General features: G+C 62.7%; 17 protein-coding genes and 1 tRNA gene. 6 read left to right on the forward strand and 12 right to left on the reverse strand.

Going from position 1 to position 17851, the window contains the following annotated elements:
• Positions 1-174: 174 nt before the first annotated feature.
• Positions 175-2466: a beta-glucosidase BglX gene (bglX, locus tag CWR53_RS05120; RefSeq protein ID WP_100850958.1), complete on the reverse strand. Its 2292-nt coding sequence runs from the start codon at positions 2464-2466 to the stop codon at positions 175-177.
• A gap of 185 nt (positions 2467-2651) precedes the next feature.
• Here bglX and CWR53_RS05125 point away from each other — a divergent pair, with 185 nt between their 5' ends.
• Complete coding sequence (locus tag CWR53_RS05125) at positions 2652-3269, forward strand: hypothetical protein (protein ID WP_100850959.1); 618 nt, start codon at positions 2652-2654, stop codon at positions 3267-3269.
• Between the two features lie 66 nt (positions 3270-3335).
• Positions 3336-4541: an SAM-dependent methyltransferase gene (locus tag CWR53_RS05130; RefSeq protein ID WP_100850960.1), complete on the forward strand. Its 1206-nt coding sequence runs from the start codon at positions 3336-3338 to the stop codon at positions 4539-4541.
• Positions 4542-4622: 81 nt separating this feature from the next.
• Here CWR53_RS05130 and CWR53_RS05135 read toward each other — a convergent pair whose 3' ends face one another.
• A complete protein-coding gene (locus CWR53_RS05135; RefSeq protein ID WP_100850961.1) occupies positions 4623-5633 on the reverse strand; it encodes a DUF4917 family protein in 1011 nt (336 codons plus the stop codon).
• Positions 5634-5884: 251 nt separating this feature from the next.
• On the opposite strand from CWR53_RS05135, the gene CWR53_RS05140 reads away from it, so the two are divergent.
• Complete coding sequence (locus CWR53_RS05140; RefSeq protein ID WP_058603223.1) at positions 5885-6109, forward strand: DUF2188 domain-containing protein; 225 nt, start codon at positions 5885-5887, stop codon at positions 6107-6109.
• Positions 6106-6540 (forward strand): DNA methylase, encoded by a 435-nt coding sequence (locus CWR53_RS05145; RefSeq protein ID WP_100850962.1) that lies wholly within the window; start codon positions 6106-6108, stop codon positions 6538-6540. Before CWR53_RS05140 ends, CWR53_RS05145 begins: the two co-directional genes overlap by 4 nt.
• A gap of 49 nt (positions 6541-6589) precedes the next feature.
• Here CWR53_RS05145 and CWR53_RS05150 read toward each other — a convergent pair.
• The 4 genes from CWR53_RS05150 to CWR53_RS05165 form a co-directional block, all read right to left on the reverse strand.
• Positions 6590-6663: transfer RNA gene (locus CWR53_RS05150), tRNA-Gly, on the reverse strand.
• 280 nt (positions 6664-6943) lie between these two features.
• Positions 6944-7636, reverse strand: coding sequence for a pseudouridine synthase (locus tag CWR53_RS05155; RefSeq protein WP_100850963.1), 693 nt, complete (start codon positions 7634-7636; stop codon positions 6944-6946).
• Positions 7626-7850, reverse strand: a complete 225-nt coding sequence (locus CWR53_RS05160; protein WP_058603200.1) for a cysteine-rich CWC family protein — start codon at positions 7848-7850, stop codon at positions 7626-7628. Before CWR53_RS05160 ends, CWR53_RS05155 begins: the two co-directional genes overlap by 11 nt.
• Before the next feature lies 1 nt (position 7851).
• Positions 7852-9324 carry a diguanylate cyclase domain-containing protein gene (locus CWR53_RS05165; protein ID WP_058603199.1) on the reverse strand — a complete coding sequence of 491 codons (1473 nt, stop codon included), beginning with the start codon at positions 9322-9324 and terminating at the stop codon, positions 7852-7854.
• A 215-nt stretch (positions 9325-9539) separates the two neighbouring features.
• Between CWR53_RS05165 and CWR53_RS05170 the strand changes: the two genes are divergently transcribed.
• Complete coding sequence (locus tag CWR53_RS05170) at positions 9540-9950, forward strand: hypothetical protein (protein WP_058603198.1); 411 nt, start codon at positions 9540-9542, stop codon at positions 9948-9950.
• A gap of 33 nt (positions 9951-9983) precedes the next feature.
• Here the strand turns inward: CWR53_RS05170 and CWR53_RS05175 are convergent, their stop codons facing one another.
• Positions 9984-11090, reverse strand: a complete 1107-nt coding sequence (locus CWR53_RS05175; protein ID WP_100850964.1) for an enoyl-CoA hydratase/isomerase family protein — start codon at positions 11088-11090, stop codon at positions 9984-9986.
• Between the two features lie 126 nt (positions 11091-11216).
• Here CWR53_RS05175 and ung point away from each other — a divergent pair, with 126 nt between their 5' ends.
• Positions 11217-11921, forward strand: coding sequence for a uracil-DNA glycosylase (gene ung, locus CWR53_RS05180; RefSeq protein ID WP_058603196.1), 705 nt, complete (start codon positions 11217-11219; stop codon positions 11919-11921).
• Between the two features lie 18 nt (positions 11922-11939).
• Here the strand turns inward: ung and CWR53_RS05185 are convergent, their stop codons facing one another.
• From CWR53_RS05185 to CWR53_RS05205, 5 genes are all read right to left on the reverse strand, one after another.
• Positions 11940-13625 (reverse strand): bifunctional UDP-sugar hydrolase/5'-nucleotidase, encoded by a 1686-nt coding sequence (locus tag CWR53_RS05185; protein WP_100850965.1) that lies wholly within the window; start codon positions 13623-13625, stop codon positions 11940-11942.
• A 114-nt stretch (positions 13626-13739) separates the two neighbouring features.
• Positions 13740-14777 carry an AbrB family transcriptional regulator gene (locus tag CWR53_RS05190; protein ID WP_100850966.1) on the reverse strand — a complete coding sequence of 346 codons (1038 nt, stop codon included), beginning with the start codon at positions 14775-14777 and terminating at the stop codon, positions 13740-13742.
• Positions 14770-16284, reverse strand: a complete 1515-nt coding sequence (locus CWR53_RS05195; protein WP_100850967.1) for a tripartite tricarboxylate transporter permease — start codon at positions 16282-16284, stop codon at positions 14770-14772. Before CWR53_RS05195 ends, CWR53_RS05190 begins: the two co-directional genes overlap by 8 nt.
• A 3-nt stretch (positions 16285-16287) precedes the next feature.
• Positions 16288-16746, reverse strand: a complete 459-nt coding sequence (locus CWR53_RS05200) for a tripartite tricarboxylate transporter TctB family protein (protein WP_058603193.1) — start codon at positions 16744-16746, stop codon at positions 16288-16290.
• A gap of 115 nt (positions 16747-16861) precedes the next feature.
• On the reverse strand, positions 16862-17842 hold the full coding sequence (locus CWR53_RS05205) for a tripartite tricarboxylate transporter substrate binding protein (protein ID WP_100850968.1): 981 nt from the start codon (positions 17840-17842) through the stop codon (positions 16862-16864).
• Positions 17843-17851: the final 9 nt, after the last annotated feature.

The raw sequence follows: 17851 nt of genomic DNA on the forward strand, positions 1-17851 counted from the left end.
GTTCACTTAAGCGTGTTGGGGCCGTTTCACGGCCCATCGCGGCGCAAGGCCGCTCCCACAATGCTCAGTGAGCCCGCTAACTCAAGCGTCACGCAGGCAATGTAGGAGCGGCCTTGTGCCGCGATGGGTCGCGTAGCGACCCTAAATTAACAGCATTACGTCAAGGGTCGACACTTATAGCAGTTCGAAGCCCTGCTGTTGCACCGCCTCGGAGTCCAGGCCCACCTGGACGTTGAACGCCCCGGGCTCGGCAACGCGCTGCAGCTGGCCATTGTAGAACTTCAGGTCTTCTTCGCTGATGCTGAAGGTCACGGTCCGTGTTTCCCCGGGCTTGAGCATGAGCTTCTGGAAGTTCTTCAGCTCCTTGACCGGGCGGCTCATCGAGGCGGACACATCCTGCACGTACAGTTGCACAACGGTCTCGCCGGCCACCTTGCCGGTATTGCGCACCACGATGCTGGCTTGCAACGTGTCCCCGCGCTTGAGCTTGTTGCCAGAAAGCGCGAGCCCCGACAGTTCGAACGTGCTGTAGCTCAGGCCGTAACCGAAGGGATACAGCGGCCCGTTGGGTTCTTCGAAGTACTGGGAGGTATAGTTGCCGGGTTTGCCAGGCGTAAACGGACGGCCGATACGGGTGTGGTTGTAGTACATCGGAATCTGCCCGACCGAGCGTGGGAAGGTGATCGGTAGCTTGCCGGAGGGGTTGTAGTCGCCGAACAGCACGTCGGCAATGGCGTTGCCACCTTCGGTACCGGCGAACCAGGTTTCGAGCAGGGCATCGGCCTGCTCGCGCTCCCAGCCGATGGACAGTGGCCGGCCATTCATCAGCACCAGCACCAGCGGCTTGCCGGTGGCCTTCAAGGCCTCGATCAGTGCACGCTGGTTGGCCGGTACCTGCAACGTGGTGCGACTGGAAGATTCATGGGACATGCCGCGCGATTCGCCGACCACCGCCACGACCACGTCCGCCTGCTGCGCGGCCTTGACCGCTTCGTCGATGAGCACCGCAGGTGGGCGAGGGTCGTCGACGATTTCCGGCGCATCGAAGTTGAGGAAGTTCAGGTAGTCGAGGATGGCCTTGTCACCGGTGACGTTAGAGCCCTTGGCATAGAGCAGCTTGCCCTTGCCCTCGATGGCGCGGCGCAGCCCTTCGCGCACCGTGACCGAGTGGGTGGGGCGCCCGTCTGCTGCCCAGCTGCCCATCATGTCGATCGGTGCGTCGGCAAGGGGACCGACCAGGGCGATGGTGGCATCTTTACTGAGCGGCAGCGTCTGCCTGCGGTTTTCCAGCAGCACCAGGCTGCGGCGCGCCACGTCGCGCGCGGCGTCGCGGTGCAGGCGGTCCTCGCCGTAGTAGTCCTTGAGGTCGTTCTGCGCCGCGCCGATGCGCACGTAGGGGTTCTTGAACAGGCCCATGTCGTATTTGGCGCCCAGCACTTCGCGCACGGCCTGATCCAGCTCTGCCTGGCTCACGTCGCCCGCCTTGAGCAACCCTGGTAGCTCCTCGCCGTACAAGGTGTCGTTCATGCTCATGTCGATGCCCGCCTTGATCGCCAGCTTGGCCGCCTCGCGACCGTCACGCGCCACGCCATGGCGGATCAGCTCCTGGATGGCGCCATGATCGCTGATGGTCACGCCCTTGAAGCCCCACTCCTTGCGCAGCACGTCGTTCATCAGCCAGGTGTTGGAGGTGGCCGGCACGCCGTTGATCGAGTTCAGCGCAACCATCACACCACCGGCGCCGGCATCGATCGCGGCGCGGTAGGGCGGCAGGTAATCGTTGTACATCTTCGGCAGGCTCATATCGACCGTGTTGTAGTCACGCCCGCCTTCCACTGCGCCGTAAAGGGCGAAATGCTTGACGATGGCCATGATGCTGTCCGGGTTGGCCGGGCTGCTGCCCTGGAACGCGCGGACCATTACCTGGCCGATTTTCGCGGTCAGGTACGTGTCTTCGCCAAAGCCCTCACTGGTGCGACCCCAGCGCGGATCCCGGGCGATGTCGACCATCGGCGCAAAGGTCATGTCCAGTGCGTCGGCAGCCGCTTCGATGGCCGCTGTGCGGCCGACCTTGGCGACGGCGTCCATGTCCCAGGTGGCGGCCATGCCCAGGCCGATGGGGAAGATGGTGCGCTCGCCATGTACCGTGTCATAAGCGAAGAACATCGGGATCTTCAGCCGGCTGCGCATGGCCGCGTCCTGCATCGGCCGGTTTTCCGGTGCCGTGCGCGAATTGAAGGTGCCGCCGATGCGTCCGGCGGCGATCTCCTCGCGGATCTTCTCCCGGGGCATTTCAGGGCTGATGCTGATCAGGCGCAACTGCCCGATTTTTTCGGCCTCGGTCATCTGGCTGATCAGATGGTCGATGAAGGCCTGTTTGTTCTCGAGCGGCGGCGCGGAAGTGGCGGCGACAGCCGCCTGGCTGACGAGGCCCATGGCCAGGCCCAGCAGAGACAGTTTCATCATGAATTCCGTAAGGGGGCCGATGCATGGTCAACGGTGACACATGCATGGGCGAGGTTTTCGGGCGGCTGTTGTTGTACGATTTGCACGCAGATCTTCCTGCGGCGGATTATGCCTGAATCCGCCGCGTGCTGACGAAGCCCCGTACACCGGGAAAACAACTATAAGAACGCTCACGAGAACACGGCATGACCCCGCTTGAACCCTACCAGCAGCGTCAGCTCGCTGAAGCCATGGCCGGTGTTGGCCGGCGCACGGATGTCGCGTTGCTGGCGGTGCTTGCCCGCCGCGCCGATGATTACGCCTATTTCCCACTATTCTGGTCCGCCGTGCTGGCGCTGGCACTGCCAGGCGTGCTGCACGCGGTGCTGGGCTGGCCCAGCGTGCGCGGCCTGATCGTTGCCAATGTGCTGCTGTTCGTAGGCCTCTGCGTGCTGTTGCGCAGCCCGCGCCTGGAACGCTGGACCGTACCGCGGGCTTGGCGCCGCTGGCGAGCGTCGCGCCTTGCCACTTGTCAGTTTCTCGACCTCGGCGCTCAGGCCTTTACAGGCGCCGGATGCGTAATGATCTTCGTCAGCGAGGCCGAGCAGTACGCACAACTGCTGATGGACAAGCAGGCCGCACTCTGCCTTGACGACGCGCTGCGCGTCGCGCTCACTGACCGTCTGGCCAGGCAGGTTCGCCAGGGGCAAGCGCTGCAGGGCATGATCGAGTGCGTCGAGGCGTGCGGCCATCGCCTTGGCCAGCAGGCGCCACGCGCACTTGCGTGCAGGCATCTGCCCCAGCCGCTGGTAATCCTCGACTAACGCGACCCTGGCCGACTGTGCGGGGGTGTAGAATACGGCCCCCGCTATTGGAGGTACCGTTTGCCCATGTCTGCCCTTTCTACTTCACCGGATGCGCGCGTCCAGTTTCTCGACCTGCTTCGCACCGGCCTGCAGGGCAACACCGTGGTCAAACTGGTACTGGCGCGGCCTGTCGGCACCGACCCGACCCTGCAACGCATTATCGCCAAGCCCTTGCTGGTCAAGGGGCAGGCGAACCTGTCCCTGGTCTACCGCCACCAGACCCGCGACATCACCCGCAACCTGCCGCTCGATGATGCTCTGCAGTGCATCGCCGAACTGTTGCCAGAAGGCTTTCGCAATGCCCACCTGTTCGATGCACAGGGTGAGCTGCAACTGACCTTCAGCAAGAAGGGCAAGCCCATGCTGCAGCGCCATGGCGCCCAGGCGCCCCGGGAAACCGTTGGCAGCAACGGGCATGACCGTGAGAAAAAGCGCTACCTGGACATTGCCCGACCGTTTTTGCGTGACCTTGGCGTAACGGACGCCCAGGGCGCACTGATCCCGTCGATGTCGCGCAAGTGGAAGCAGATCAACAAGTTCATCGAGGTCTTCGACCACGCCCTGGCCAATGCCCCCTTGTCGAGCGAGCAACGCCTGCGGGTGGCCGACTTCGGCTCGGGCAAGGGTTATCTGACCTTCGCCATGCACGATTACCTGCGCAATACGCTGGGCCGCGATGCCCAGGTAACGGGCGTTGAGCTGCGCCAGGACATGGTCGAGCTGTGCAACGCCGCCGCCGCGCGGCTTGAACACCCAGGGCTGGAGTTTCAGTGCGGCGATGTGCGCAGCGTGGTGCCCGATGCCATCGAGGTGATGATCGCGCTGCACGCCTGCGACGTGGCGACCGACTACGCCATCCATACCGGCATCCGCTGCAACGCGGCAATCATCATGTGCTCACCGTGCTGCCACAAGCAGATCCGCCCGCAGCTGCACAGCCCGGGCCTGCTGCAACCGATGCTGCAATATGGCCTGCACCTGGGCCAGCAGGCCGAAATGCTCACCGACAGCCTGCGTGCACTGTACCTGGAGGCCTGCGGCTACGAGACCAAGGTGTTCGAGTTCATATCCCTGGAGCACACCAACAAGAACAAGATGATCCTGGCCGTCAAGCGGCGCCAGCCAGCGGATCAGTCAGCCTTGCTGGAGAAGATAGAACAGCTCAAGGCGTTCTACGGGGTGAAGGCGCATTGTCTTGAAACATTGCTCCAGGCGGATGGTTTGCTTTGACCCTGATGCGCTCCAGCCTTGAATATGCTCATCCTTGCTTCGCTGCTCATGAGCGCGTTTTGATGCTGCAGCCATGCTTGATCATCCAGCTTGAGCAATCAATTGCACAGTCGTGCTTGCCAGCCCCAGCGGATGCGTCTGGGCGTCGAAGAAGTGCAGGGCCGTGTCCGGCATGTCTTCGAAGCGGCTGGTGAAATGACGCTTCTGATTGATGACCGATGCCTCTCCCAAAGGGCGTATGGCAATGGCCAGGTGGCTGGGCCGGGCTGAGCGGATGGCGTCGAGCAGGTGCCGGTCGTTGCTGTCCAGATGCTGGCCGAACAGGCACATGCCTTCGTGTTCACCGGCCAACTGGCCGAGGCTCCAGCTGAGGTAGTCCGAATGGCGGATGGCACGCAGTTTTTCGTCGCTGCGCTCTTCGTTGACGAACAGCGGCACTTCACCTGGCACATTCACGGCGAACCCTTCGAGCATTTCAGCGCTGCTGGCACTGCGTTGCCGGGTGGTGCCGTCAGGCAGCTTGAGCAGGTGCATGCCACCGTGCAGGTGCAGCACCCGCGTGCCTTGACCCGCCGTTCGGCGCACGTCGAAAAAACCCTGCTCGTCGAACAGTTCGGCAAAACCCTTCGGATCGTGCTGCACGGCCCAGACCAGCAGCAGGTCATAGTTGCTGGTATAGACGTTGCGGTAGCCGCGCAGGGCCTGGTTGAGGGTGCTCAGGGCGGCTTCGGGCATTGCCGACCAAGGCATGTGCACGGTGCGCACGGCGTGGATCAGCGCCTCCTTGATGGAGTAGTAGCGGTTCAGCGGCGCGGTCGAGTTGATGGCCAGCGCAGCGTTGGTACGCACCGTGGTGTTGAGGGCGGTCAGCACTGGTTCGAACAGCTCGGTGCCCAATGACTTGAACAAGGCCTGATCGCTGATGGCCAAGCCCTTCTTACGCCCGGCCCGTTGCGCCTCCTCGTACAGCGAGAAATACCCGAACGGCTTCCAGAAGGCCCGGCTTGCGCCGTTACCGACCAGCAGGGTTTCACAGGGGTACTGGTCGGCAAGGTCTGACCAGGGGAGAAGAGTGGCGTCTAGTGCGGGCATGCTGGAGTCCGTAAAGCGGGATCCGGCAGACTTTACCACGTCAAGCCTAGGCCATGAGTGCGCCGCGCCAGCGTTGGCAGCGCGGTGCAGGCTGCATCGGTGGGCTTGACGGCAACTGCAGGGGATTGAAAGTGAACACGAGCGGACTTGAATCCCTCCAAGGTCTTGAGTGGCCACGGTGCAGCGCCTAGCCAGCACCGGCCACACCGACACGTAGATCGTCATGTCTTTACCTGAACAGGAGATCTGTCATGGACACCTATCATGTAAGCCCTGCCAACGACGGGTGGGAACTGAAGAAGGCAGGTGCTGCGCGCGCCTCGAAGCACAGCGCGACCAAGCAAGAACTGGTGGGGTCGCTGGCCACATTCTTCGAGGGCAAGACAGCCTCGGTGAAGATTCACAAGGCCGATGGCACCATCGAGGAAGAGCGCACCTACCCTCGCTCCGCTGACCCGCGGCGCACCAAGGGTTGATACTGGTCAGCGCCGCGCTGCTTGGCATCGACCTACACCAGTGCCATGGGCGCGGCCTCTACAAGTGGTTGCTTGCCAGCTTTCTGATCGGCAAGCGCATTCGTGCCAGTGTCGCGATCCAGGCCTACCGGCTGCTGGTCGATAGCCATGGCCTGGACACCCCAGGCAAGCTGGCGAGGTGTCCGCATCACACGCTGGTGAAGCTTCTGGGTCAGGCCGGTTACGCCCGCTACGACGAATCCACGGCCCGGCGGCTGCATCGCTTGGGCAGTGGGCTTGAAGCGGAAATGGATGAGGTGTTGCTCAATGCGGCGGTGGACATGGCGCACGTCAATACATGGCTGCTGGGATTTGAAGGCGTGGGGCCCAAGACGCTCGAGATTTTTATGCGGGAAGCGGCGGTGGTACTGCAGCATCAACGTGCGCAGTAAGGATGGGCAGTAGAGGAAAGCGTAAGCCATGTGAACGCTGGCTTGAAGATGGAGCGGGTAGAGGGAATCGAACCCTCAACTAAAGCTTGGGAAGCTTTCGTTTTGCCACTAAACTATACCCGCATCTGAGCTGCACTTTTTACCAGAACGTTCGGCAAATTAGAAGCCCGCGTTATAAAAAATGTCTTTTCCCTCCGCGCTCCTGCGCCTTTTCCCTACGTCACAAGGCTGGCCTAAACGGCATAAAGCTGTTCAATCAAGATCCCTGGGGCCGTTTCACGGCCCATCGCGGCACGAGGCCGCTCCTACAAAGTCCGATTAGCCTGCCGAGCCAGGCTTCACTTGAGTGTAGGAGCGGCCTCGTGCCGCGATGGGCCGCGGAGCGGTCCTAAGTGCATTACGCCTACACGGCAGCGATTTCCTCGCAGGTGAGTTCACGATATGCCCCCGGCGGCAGGTCCATGTCCAGCGCGATGGCGCCTATGCGCTCCCGGTGCAGCTTGACCACCTTGTTGTCATAGAACCCGAACATGCGTTTGACCTGGTGGTAGCGCCCTTCGACGATGGCGAGCCGGGCCAGGCGCGGCCCGAGGATCTGCAGGTCGGCGGGTTGGGTCGTCAGGTTTTCGAAAGCAAAGTGAAACCCCTCCTGAAACCGGGCTACATAGTGCTCGCCGATTTCGTCCTGGGTTTCGACCAGGTAATGCTTGGGCAGCTTGGTGGCCGGTTGGGTCAGGCGGCGGGACCACTGCCCGTCGTTGGTCAGGATCATCAGCCCGGTGGTATTGAAGTCCAGGCGCCCGGCGATATGCAGGCCCTGCGCAAGCGCGTCGGGCAGCAAGTCCATGACGGTTGGATGCTGGGGGTCGTGGGTGGCGCTGACGCAACCGGGCGGCTTGTGCAGCATCAGGTAGCGTGGCGGGAGGCCCGCCTGCAGCACCTCATCGTCCAGCTCGACCCGGCTGAACGCCCGTACTTCCGTTAGCGGGTCGCTGGCCACTTGGCCATCGAGCCGCACGCGACGTTGAGCCAGCATCAGGCGCGCTTGCTGGCGGTTGCAGGTCGGTAGGTTGGCAAGAAAACGATCAAGGCGCATGGTCGTCACCTGCGGGCGATGCCAGTTGGGCCTCGACGCCTGCGCAGCTTGGGCACAGGCAGGCACGGTCGCGCAGTTCGGCAGGCAAGGCCTGCAATACCGCCGGGTCGATGCGCACGTTGTAGCACCAGCAAGCCTGGGTGGCCTGCGCAGGATCGGCCAGGGTGCACCGGTTGAGGGCACCGCAGGCGGGGCAACGTTGATCGTCGTTCATTTCAGGTTTCACTGCAGACACGGTTGCGGCCAGCCTGTTTGGCACGATAGAGGGCGCCGTCGGCGCGGGTCAGTAGGGTGTGCAAGGTATCGCCTGGCTGCAGGTGACTCACCCCGATGCTGGTGGTCAGGCGCAGGGGCTGGTCCTCGTAACTGAAGGTCAGTTGCTCGGCGCGGCGCCGGATCTTTTCGGCCGCCTCGTTCGCCTGGCGGGCATCGGCCTCACGCAGCAGCACGATGAACTCCTCGCCTCCCCAGCGGCAGAGTATATCGGACTGGCGAATGCTGCCTTGCAGGACATTGGCAAATTGGCGCAGCACTTCGTCGCCTGCCAGGTGACCATAAGTGTCGTTGAGGGCTTTGAAGTGGTCCAGGTCGATCAGCAACGCCACCAGCGGACTATTGTCACGCTGGGCCTCGCGCAGCGCCTGGGCGGCCAGCAGGTCGAAGCTGCGCCGATTGGGCAGCCCGGTCAGGCTGTCGAGCGTGGCCAGGGCTTCGGTGCTGGCCTGGTGGCGGCGCACCATCGCATGCACCAGGGCTACCACCACAAGGGTGATCATGGCGCAGATCGCCAGGTTCAGGTACAGCGAATGACGGATCCGGTCCAGCGCCCCGGTCTCGCGTTTGTCCACCAGCAGGTACCAATCCAGTTCCGGCAAGTGGCGCACGTTCAGAAAATGGCTGTGGCCTTCAAGGTCGCGGTATTCATGACTGCCTTCGCCAGGCACCGGCTGGCGTGCCAGCACGCCGCCCAGGTCCGGGCTGTCGACCAGCGACTGGCCGACGCGCAGGCCCTGCGGGCCACCGCCTGAGCCTGTCATCAACACCTTGCCCTGGGCGTCGACGAAGACCACGGATCGCTGATAGCGGTGTTGGTACTGGTCGATCATCCTGACCACGGTGGAAACGCTCAGCCCCACCCCTGCTGCGCCGATGAAGCGATCCTGGTAGTCGTGCACCTTGTAGTTGATGAACACGGTCAGGTTGTCCTGGTTGGCCATGTCCAGGTCGACATTGATCTCGTAAGGTGCCGCCTGGTCGCGCAGGCGGAAGTACCAGGCATCACGCCAGGCCTGTGGCTGGACCTGCTTGAGCACGCCCTTGGCCTGGTAGTAGGTCAGCGTGTGTTCGGAGACGAAAAAGGACGTGAAGATGCCCTGCTTGCCCGTTACCTCGCCCAGGTAGCGGGTCATGCGCTGGGCATCCTGCTCACCGGCCAGCACCCAGTCTCGCAGGAAAGTGTCCTGGGCCATCATCGAGGCGATCAGAACAGGGCGGATCAGGTCTTTCTGGATTTCCGAATAGACCGTGTCGGAGGTCAGCGGCAATTCGGTATTGATGATGCCGTCACGTATGGCGCTGCGCGAGGAGAAATAACTCAGCAGCGACGTGGCGAGGAAACCGCAGGCCAGCAGCATCAGCAGGGCGGCGATTAACGAACGCTGCGATGACGGAGCGGAGCGTGAAGGCATGATCTTCCCATGATGTGTGCCGGGCCGCACATTCTAGTGTTCCGGGCTTTAAATGACTGCAAGATTTTGTCCAGAAGCCGCAGCTGTATCAAATTATTACCAGTATGGCACTGCACGGGTTGGCGCTTGTCTTATTCCATGTCGATCAACGTGTCGTGCATCGACGCTCGGCAGCGTTCGCTGCGCGGGCACCTCAGCGGTCCGGGAGGCCGCCTATGTCCTATCGAATTCTGCTTGTGGCCCTGCTCGGGCTGACGCTTGGCGCCTGTGCGCCCTACGCTGGTCGGTCGACCTATTATCGCTCCGACTATTACGTTACCGACCGATATGTTTCGCCCGGCTATGCGCCCGGCTACTACCGGTACGATCGTTATCCGGTGCCACCGCAACCGCGCTACTACTATCAACCGGTGCCTCGTTACCATGCGCCGCCCGGCTACCGACCGTTGCCGCCGCCCGACGTGCGCCGCTGGCACGGCAACCCGCGCTACGATTACGGTCATCGCCAGCGCTGGGACTACAGGCGCGACCGCGATCGACACGACTACCGCAACGATGGCCCGCGCTTCCAGGATGGAGGTCGGCATCAAGGCGGCTGGGGTGACAGGCGTGGGCGAGGCCATTGATCAGGTGAGGAGCGCCCTGCGCCCGACGCGCCGCTAGTGCAGGTCCGCCAGCGGATGATGGCCTTCCCACGGCGCTTGAAAGTGTGCCTGCACCACGGCTGCGGGCACGTGGTCCACATCCGGCCAGTGCCAGCGCGGTTGGTGATCCTTGTCCAGCAGGCGGGCACGCACCCCTTCGCTGAACTCCGGATGACGACAGCAGTTCAGGCTCATGGCGTATTCCATCTGCAACGCCTGCGCCAGTGACAGGTGTCGGGCCCGCTGAATTTGTTCCCACACCAGATGAGCCGTCAGCGGACAGCCGCCCAGCATGCGCTCGGCGGCTGCCGACAGCAGCGGGTCGTCGTGCTGGCGCAGGCTCGCCACTGCCCGCCAGGCAGCGCCCGCGCAGGTGACATCGAGCAGCGCGTCGATGAGCGCGCGGCGTGGCAACCACTGGGCCGCCGGCAGTGCCTGGCGGGCGCAATGCTCCTCAGCCCTGAGCAGGCTGTTGAGTTGCAACGCGGTCTGCTCCTGCCAGTTCATCTGCAGCAGTTCGTCGATCAACGCCGCTTGCCGGTCTTCGCCCATGAAACGGTCAGCCAACCCCAAGTCCAGCGCATCGCGCGCATTGATAGGCGCACCGGTGAGCCCCAGGAACAACCCCAGCTTGCCCGGCAAGCGGGCCAGGAACCAGCTGGCCCCCACGTCGGGGTACAAACCAATGCTGATCTCAGGCATGGCCAGTGCGCTGCTGGGGGTCACGATGCGTACGTTGGCACCTTGGAGCAAACCCATGCCGCCGCCCAGCACATGGCCATGGCCCCAGCACAGCAGTGGCTTGGGGTAAGTATGCAGGGCATGGTCCAGGCGATATTCGGCGGCGAAGAACGATGCAGCCAGCGGTGGCACGCTGCCAGGCTGCTCGCGGCACGCCTGGGCCAGCGCTCGCACGTCGCCCCCGGCGCAGAATGCCTTGGCGCCATTGCCACGCAGCAGCACCCAGGCGATGCCCGGGTCTTGCGCCCAGCTGTGCAACTGCTCGGCCAGCGTCTCTATCATTGGCAGGTCGAGGGCATTGAGCGCCCTTGGCGCATCAAGGGTAGCGATGCCCAGGCGAGCGCCATCGGCGCCTGTCAGTACTTGGCAATGAATACTCATGGCTTACCTCATTCAGGTCACCGCTCAAGTATGGCCTGCCTGGTCGATCCCGCCGGGCACTGGTCGGATCGTTTGACAAGCGTCGGTGTCACCCCTAGTGTCGCCCCATTGTTTACGGAAGCCCCCATGACTGACGACGATCGCATCAAACTCGAGCCCAGTTGGAAAGCCGCTTTGCGTGCCGAGTTCGAGCAGCCCTACATGCAGCAGTTGCGCGAGTTCCTGCGCGGTGAATATGCCGCCGGCAAACAGATCTACCCACCTGGCCCGCTGATCTTCAATGCACTCAACTCCACCCCCCTGGATCAGGTCAAGGTGGTGATTCTCGGCCAGGACCCCTACCACGGCCCAGGGCAGGCCCATGGCCTGTGCTTCTCGGTGCAGCCTGGCGTGCCCACGCCGCCGTCGCTGGTGAACATCTACAAAGAGCTGCACCGCGACCTGAACATTCCCATCCCCAACCATGGCTACCTGCAAAGCTGGGCCGAGCAGGGCGTGTTGCTGCTCAACACCACCATGACCGTGGAGCGGGGCAACGCGGCCTCCCATGCCAAGAAAGGCTGGGAATTCTTCACCGACCGTATCATCGAGGTGGTCAGCGAGCAGTGTGAGCATGTGGTGTTTCTGCTGTGGGGGGCACACGCCCAGAGCAAGCAGAAGCTGATTGACGGCACCCGGCACCTGGTACTCAAGTCGGTGCACCCGTCGCCGCTGTCGGCCTATCGCGGTTTCCTCGGCTGCGGGCACTTCAGCCGCACCAACAGCTTCCTCGAACAGCGGGGCATGGCGCCCATTAACTGGGCGTTGCCACCGCTGCATGAGCCACGCTGAGGTATGAGCGGGCGGTGGTCAGCGGGCCAAGCTGATGCGCGGCTTGTCGAAATGACCGATGGCAGCACCCCGCTCGTGGTTCCGGCGTACGTACTCGACCAAGGCGTCCAGGTCCGAAATCCCGGTATCCTCGCGTCGTTTCCCTTCTTTGAAGGTGAATAAGCCACCGCCTCCGTCGGCAACGAACGAGTTGGTGACCACTCGATAATTGCGCGACGACGCGATGGGGCTGCCGTCCAGGTGCACACTACCCGGTATCACGCGGCTGCCGACAGGACGCGAGGCATCCCACGCGTAATGGAAACCTTTGGACGGTTGCAAGGGCTTGAAATCACCTCGGTTCCATTGCTGGTTGAGCAGCTGGATGATCTGGTCACCGGTGAGGTCCTGCACCACCAATGAGTTATTGAAGGGTTGTACGGCGAAGAGTTGCTCGTAGGTCAGTTCACGGTCGCTGGCCTGGATGAGGTCACTACGTAATCCACCTAGGTTAGTGAAGGCAATTTGTGTATTGAACGGTTCGGTGATGGCGAGTTGGGCATCAGCAATCAAATTGCCTAGAGTTGTTTCCCCTGCCGCATTGGCTTTTCGATTGAGCTCTGCGACCGCGATGCGCCCCACGGGCTCCAGCAGTTTCGCGTTGGAACGCTGGCGCACTTGCTCGACCAGCTCCGCCAGTTTGGCATTTGGCACATATTCCTGAGGGTCTGCGACCAGGTTCTGGGTAGTGATGTTTGTGACCTCATGCGTTCCGCGTGTCACGTCCATCGTCACACGGCTGAGGAACTGGCCGTACTTGCCAGCCTGTACGACAGGTAGTTTGCCCACCTTACATTGATGGCTGGCATGGGTATGTCCGCTGACAATTGCATCCACCGAGTCGTCCAGCCGCGTTGCCACGTCGACGATGCGGCCACTCAGTTGGCTGCAATCCTGCTTGTCAAAACGCTCCGGTGTATGTCCCCCTTGGTGCATGACCGCAATAATCGCATTCACTCCCTGCGCCTTGAGTTCGGGAATCACTTGATTGATGGCGTCTGCCTCATCTCTGACTTCGAGCCCGGCGAGCGCTCTTGCCGAGACCACCTTGCTCAGTTCTCGCGGTACCGCGCCTACGAAAGCTATTTTCACCCCCTTGGTTTGCTGGATGTGATAAGCCGGTAAAAGAAGTTTACCCGTCTCGGTATCAATCAGATTGGCTGCAATGTATGGAAATCCACTGCCTGGGTAACTGTCGCGAAATTGACATGCTTTGTCAGGGCGCGTTGACTCGCAGCCACCATGAATCTGGCGAAGGAATTCAGCCTTGCCAGCATCAAGTTCATGGTTACCCGATGAGCTGACAATCATGCCCATCGAATTCAGGGCTTCGAGCACGGGTTCGTCAGCCCAGAATGCTGAGGCTGCCGGGCTACCGCCTATCAAGTCACCGGCCCCGACGAACAGCAGATCCGGGTCCTCCATGCGCAGTTGGTCAAGCATTGCGCCGAGTGTGGCGATGCCACCGTAGTCCTGACGAATTACCGAGCCGTCCGCGGCGGGGAAGTCCTGAGGGGTGGCCTCCAGATATCCGTGAAGGTCGTTGATGCTCACCACGTTGATACGTACGGTGTCCGATGAGTCAGAAGCAACGCTGTATCCGCTGATGGATAGGCATGCCCAGGCGACTGCCGAAAAGAGTCTGTGGGGACGAAGAAGATTCATGAGTGCCTCTGGAGTGACTGAAAGTGGTTTGCCAGCCGTAGCGGGTAGCGGCTGGCAACTCCGACTTTATTCACCAGAGCACTGGGCTTGAGGTAACTATGTCTGCTCGGGCGATTAACGCTTGCGCTGTTTGCTATCCCAGATTCGAAACAGTGGTTCTGCCAGAAACAGCACCAGTATCAATCGCACCACCTGCAGCGCCGTCACCAGCGGCACCGACAGCTGCAGGGTTTCGGCCGTCAGGCTCATCTCGGCGATCCCGCCGGGCATCATGCCCAGCGTCAGTGAGCGCAGGTCCAAAGCTGTCAGCAGGCTCAAGCCCCAGGCGGCAGCGCCAGCCAGGGCCATGCTCAAGGCTGTGGCCACCAGCGTGCGCCCCAGGAATGCCGGCGCGCGGCGGAAGAATGCACGGTTGAAATGGCAGGCCAGACCGCTGCCGATCAGCCATTGGCCGATCTGACTGGCGCCATTGGGCAGGGCGATCTGCAAGTTGCCGGCAAGGCTGAAGGTGGCAGCCACCAGCAGCGGCCCGAACAGCCATGGGTTGGGCTGTTGCAGCCGCTGCCAGAGCCAGCCAGCGGCCACGCCCAGCGGTGCGATGAGGGCCAGCCAGGCCCAGCTGACGCTGCCGGTGTGGTTGAGCGCTACGCCATCGCCCAACAGCAGCTTGAACAGCGCTGGCACGCACAGCACCACCGCCAGCACGCGCAGGCTTTGGGCTGCGGCCACTTGGCTCAATACCGCGCCATTGCGCGCACCCAGGTTGACCATTTCACCGGAACCGCCTGGCATGCTGGCAAAGAACGCAGTGGCGCGGTCCTCACCCGAGCGGCGCAGCAACCACACCCCAAGCACGCTCGAAACGGTAGTGAACAAAGCGCCGAAGAAGATCAAGGCGAAGTGACTGCCCACTTGCTCGATGACCTGGGGCGTGAAGTGCAGGCCGATGCCAAGGCCAATGATGCATTGCCCGCAGCGCCGGCCATTGGGTATCTCTGGCAGCTGCCAAGGGCTCAGGCAACGTACCGCGATGATCGCCAGCAACGAGCCGACCATCCACGGCAAAGGCCAGCCGACCTTGCTGGCGGCGAAACCGCCAGCAAGGCCGACCAGCCCAGTTGCCCAGTACAGCGGCAACCCACGATCAGGCATCGGCCATGGCCCGGCGCTGCAGGCTACGCTTGCGCCAGATGCGCACCATAGGCAGTGCGAGCATGAGCGCTACCAGTGCCCAGACACCCATGCTGATCGGGCTCGACCAGAGAATGCTCAACTCGCCGTTGGAAATTGACAATGCCCGGCGCAGGTTCTGCTCCATCAGGCCACCCAGGATGAAGCCCAGCAGAATCGGCGAAAGCGGGAAGTCCAGCTTGCGCAGGATGTAGCCCATGATGCCGATGCCGACCATCAGGAACAGGTCGAAGGTGGTGGCATGCACGGCATAGACGCCGATCCCGGTGATGATGGCGATCACCGGCACCAGGGCCCAGTTCGGCACGGCCAGGATGCGGGTGAAGATGCGGATCATCGGGATGTTCAGGATCACCAGCATGATGTTGGCGATGAACAGCGACGCGATCAGGCCCCAGACGATGTCAGGTTGCTGTTCGAACAGCAGCGGGCCGGGGGTGATGTTGTAGAGCGTCAGCGCGCCGATCATCACCGCCGTGGTACCTGAACCGGGCACGCCCAGGGTCAGCATGGGCACCAGGGCGCCACAGCAGGAAGCGCCAATGGCGGTTTCCGGTGCCGCCAGGCCACGGGCGTCACCCTTGCCGAACTTGCCGCTGGCACCGGCCATGCGTTTTTCGGTCATGTAGGCCACTGCACTGGCCAGTGTGGCACCAGCGCCTGGCAACACGCCCATCACAAAGCCCAGCAGGCCGCAGCGAATGTTCACCGCGAATACCGACGCCGCTTCCTTGAAGTTGAACAGCATGCGCCCGGTGGCCTTGACCGCCTGGTGGCCGTGGTGAGTCTTTTCCAGCAGTAACAGAATTTCGCTGATCGAGAACAGGCCCAGCACCAGCACGACGAACTGAATGCCGTCGGCCAGGTGCACGCTGTCACCGGTGAAGCGATACACGCCACTGTTGGCGTCGATGCCCACCGCCGACAGGAACAGGCCGATCAAGGCGGCGATGAAAGTCTTGAGCGGCTTGTCGCCGGCCATGCCGCCCAGGGCGACGATGGCGAACACCATCAGCACGAAGTACTCGGCCGGGCCGAAGGCGATTGCCCACTTGGCCAGCAGCGGGGCGAACAGCACCATGCCGCAGGTGGCAATGAAGGCGCCGATGAACGAGCTCCAGGCCGACAGGGACAGGGCCACGCCCGCCAGGCCCTGGCGGGCCATCGGGTAGCCGTCCAGGGTGGTCATCACGGTCGATGCTTCGCCCGGAATGTTCAGCAGGATCGAGCTGATCCGCCCACCGTACTCGCAGCCCAGGTACACCGCAGCCAGCAGGATCAGTGCCGACTCCGGAGGCAAGCCCAGGGCGAAGGCGATGGGGATCAGCAGGGCCACGCCATTGATCGGGCCCAGGCCCGGCAGCAGGCCGACGACGGTACCGATCAGCGTGCCGGACAGGGCCGTGACCAGGTTGTAAGGGGACAGGGCGACGCCAAAGCCCTGGCCCAGGTAGCTCAAGGTATCCATGTGTCAGTTCTCCAGTACGCTCAGCAGGCCAAGGGGCAGGGGCACGTCCATGACGCGGTCGAACAGCCAGTAGAGGAACAGGCTCATGCCGACCACGACGATGGCGCTGTGCAGCCAGCGACCGCCATACAGGCGCGCCATGGGCACACCGGCCAGGATGGCGCTGAGGATGAAGCCAAGGGATTCGAAGGTGGCCGCGAAGATCAGCAGCAGGCCGATGCAGGCGGCGATCTTGGTCAAGGTCGCCTTGTCCAGCGCCGGCTCGTCGTCCTTGTGCACGATCGGCGTGGGGCGGATCGCCATGTACAGCAAGCCCAGGCTCATCAGGCCGAGCATCAGCAGCGGATAGGCACGCGGGCCTACCGGCTCATAGGAAAACGCCGCCTGATAAGGCCAGGCCATCACGGCCAGTGCGGCGCAGACGGCCAGCAGAATCAGGGCGAAGATGCGTTGCAGGATCATGGAGGACTCCTCGGTAAGTAGCGATGGGAGCGGCACACCCGTTAACCTGGGCCAAGGCCCAGGCTGGGCACGGCAGCGTCTGCCTGCTCCCGCCAGGAAAGCCCAGCGGTCTGGATTACTGGACCAGGCCGAATTCCTTGGCCAGCATCTTGTAGTCAGCGACTTGCTTCTTGACGTAGCCATCGAGCTCTTCACCCGTCATGGCGAAGGGGAACAGTTCGCGCTGGTCACGCAACTTGGCGAAGTCTTCGGAGGCCAGCATCTTGTCGAACGATGCTTTCCACCAGGCGTAGTCTTCGTCGCTCACTTTCGGGCCGAGGTAGAAGCCGCGCACCACAGGCCAGACGATGTCGTAGCCCTGCTCCTTGGCAGTGGGGATGTCCTTCATGGCCGGGTCGTCCAGGCGCTTTTCCGAAAACACGGCCAGCAGGCGCATGTTGCCGCTCTCGATGTGCGGCATGGAGTCGGAAATGTCGGTGGAGCCTACCTGGATATGGCCACCGAGCAGTGCGGTGGCAATTTCGCCGCCGCCTTCGAGTGCCACGTAGCGCAGGTCGCGTGGGTTGATGCCGGCAGCCTTGGCGATCAGGGCGGTTTGCATCCAGTCCTGGCTGCCTACGGTGCCACCGGAGCCAATCACCACCTTGCTCGGGTCTTTCTTCAGGGCGGCGACCAGGTCGTCTAGGGTCTTGTAGGGCGAGTCATTCTTGACTGCGATCGCGCCGTAGCTGGTGCCGACGGCAGCCAGCCATTTCACTGCATTTTCGTCGAAGCGACCGAACTTGCCCTGGGCCAGGTTCAGCAGCGAACCGCTCGACCAGGCCACCAGGGTCCCCGCATCGGCTGGGCGCTGGGCCACCACGGCGTTGTAGGCCACGGCACCGACGCCACCGGGCATGTAGGTCACGCGCATGGGCTTGCTCAGAATCTTCTCCTGCACCAGAGCGCTTTGCACCAGCTTGCAGGTCAGGTCGAAGCCGCCGCCAGGCGAAGCCGGGGCGATGCACTCGGGGCGTTTGGGTTCGGCGGCCAGGGCATTGCCTGCCAGTAGCAGGCAGCCGGTTGCCAGTACGATATGGCGCAGTGAAAAGGTCATGGTCTATCT

Source organism: Pseudomonas sp. SGAir0191, from assembly GCF_002812565.2.
In the GTDB taxonomy this organism is placed as follows: domain Bacteria; phylum Pseudomonadota; class Gammaproteobacteria; order Pseudomonadales; family Pseudomonadaceae; genus Aquipseudomonas; species Aquipseudomonas parafulva_B.

Coding starts and splice junctions, on each gene's coding strand:
- CWR53_RS05155 (WP_100850963.1), bottom strand. CDS start 7,636: ATGCGCCTTGATCGTTTTCTTGCCAACCTACCGACCTGCAACCGCCAG.
- CWR53_RS05130 (WP_100850960.1), top strand. CDS start 3,336: ATGTCTGCCCTTTCTACTTCACCGGATGCGCGCGTCCAGTTTCTCGAC.
- bglX (WP_100850958.1), bottom strand. CDS start 2,466: ATGATGAAACTGTCTCTGCTGGGCCTGGCCATGGGCCTCGTCAGCCAG.
- CWR53_RS05160 (WP_058603200.1), bottom strand. CDS start 7,850: ATGAACGACGATCAACGTTGCCCCGCCTGCGGTGCCCTCAACCGGTGC.
- CWR53_RS05140 (WP_058603223.1), top strand. CDS start 5,885: ATGGACACCTATCATGTAAGCCCTGCCAACGACGGGTGGGAACTGAAG.
- CWR53_RS05175 (WP_100850964.1), bottom strand. CDS start 11,090: ATGAGTATTCATTGCCAAGTACTGACAGGCGCCGATGGCGCTCGCCTG.
- CWR53_RS05135 (WP_100850961.1), bottom strand. CDS start 5,633: ATGCCCGCACTAGACGCCACTCTTCTCCCCTGGTCAGACCTTGCCGAC.
- CWR53_RS05195 (WP_100850967.1), bottom strand. CDS start 16,284: ATGGATACCTTGAGCTACCTGGGCCAGGGCTTTGGCGTCGCCCTGTCC.
- CWR53_RS05165 (WP_058603199.1), bottom strand. CDS start 9,324: ATGCCTTCACGCTCCGCTCCGTCATCGCAGCGTTCGTTAATCGCCGCC.
- CWR53_RS05205 (WP_100850968.1), bottom strand. CDS start 17,842: ATGACCTTTTCACTGCGCCATATCGTACTGGCAACCGGCTGCCTGCTA.
- CWR53_RS05200 (WP_058603193.1), bottom strand. CDS start 16,746: ATGATCCTGCAACGCATCTTCGCCCTGATTCTGCTGGCCGTCTGCGCC.
- CWR53_RS05190 (WP_100850966.1), bottom strand. CDS start 14,777: ATGCCTGATCGTGGGTTGCCGCTGTACTGGGCAACTGGGCTGGTCGGC.
- CWR53_RS05125 (WP_100850959.1), top strand. CDS start 2,652: ATGACCCCGCTTGAACCCTACCAGCAGCGTCAGCTCGCTGAAGCCATG.
- ung (WP_058603196.1), top strand. CDS start 11,217: ATGACTGACGACGATCGCATCAAACTCGAGCCCAGTTGGAAAGCCGCT.
- CWR53_RS05170 (WP_058603198.1), top strand. CDS start 9,540: ATGTCCTATCGAATTCTGCTTGTGGCCCTGCTCGGGCTGACGCTTGGC.
- CWR53_RS05185 (WP_100850965.1), bottom strand. CDS start 13,625: ATGAATCTTCTTCGTCCCCACAGACTCTTTTCGGCAGTCGCCTGGGCA.